This is a genomic window from Microbacterium maritypicum MF109 (assembly GCF_000455825.1).
GTDB classification, from domain to species: domain Bacteria; phylum Actinomycetota; class Actinomycetes; order Actinomycetales; family Microbacteriaceae; genus Microbacterium; species Microbacterium maritypicum_A.
This window is the reverse complement of sequence record NZ_ATAO01000220.1, coordinates 1-399: the sequence shown is the minus strand read 5'-3', so window position 1 is coordinate 399 and position 399 is coordinate 1. Positions and strand designations below refer to the sequence as shown.

General features: G+C 62.4%; 1 protein-coding gene. It reads right to left on the bottom strand.

What is annotated here, in order from left to right; translation table 11 throughout:
- Position 1 precedes the first annotated feature (1 nt).
- Entirely contained in the window at positions 2–289 is a 288-nt protein-coding gene (locus tag L687_RS39220) for a WXG100 family type VII secretion target (RefSeq protein ID WP_028501988.1), read from the bottom strand.
- Between the last annotated feature and the right edge of the window lie 110 nt (positions 290–399).

Sequence of the window (399 nt, the reverse complement as noted above, 5' to 3'; positions counted from 1 at the left end):
GTCAGCTGCCGGCGAGCTGCTGGTCCAGGTCCTGGATCGCCCGCATCATGCCCAACAGCGACTCGGACATGTCGTTGATGCCATCGACCGCGGTCTTCAGACCCGTCGTCAACTCCGTGTACCCCTCACCGAACTTCCCCGACGCATGCTGCGTCTTGAAGTCCTCACCCAGAAGAGTGTCCACCTGACCCTTCAACGTGTCCAACTGACCCTGAATGTCATCACGAGCCTGCGACAGCGACGACGCCACCTGCTCCATCTCCGCATAAGACGCACCGAAATCGGCCATCGTCCACACCTCCGCCAATCGAGAGAACCGGACCCCTCCGGCCCGAACAACACCCACCCTACGGCGCACCCACGAACACCGTCGATGGGGACAACTCCCCATCCCCGCAC

Bases quoted from the DNA above. Each gene is read 5' to 3' on its own strand.
- L687_RS39220 (WP_028501988.1), bottom strand. From the start codon at position 289: ATGGCCGATTTCGGTGCGTCTTATGCGGAGATGGAGCAGGTGGCGTCG.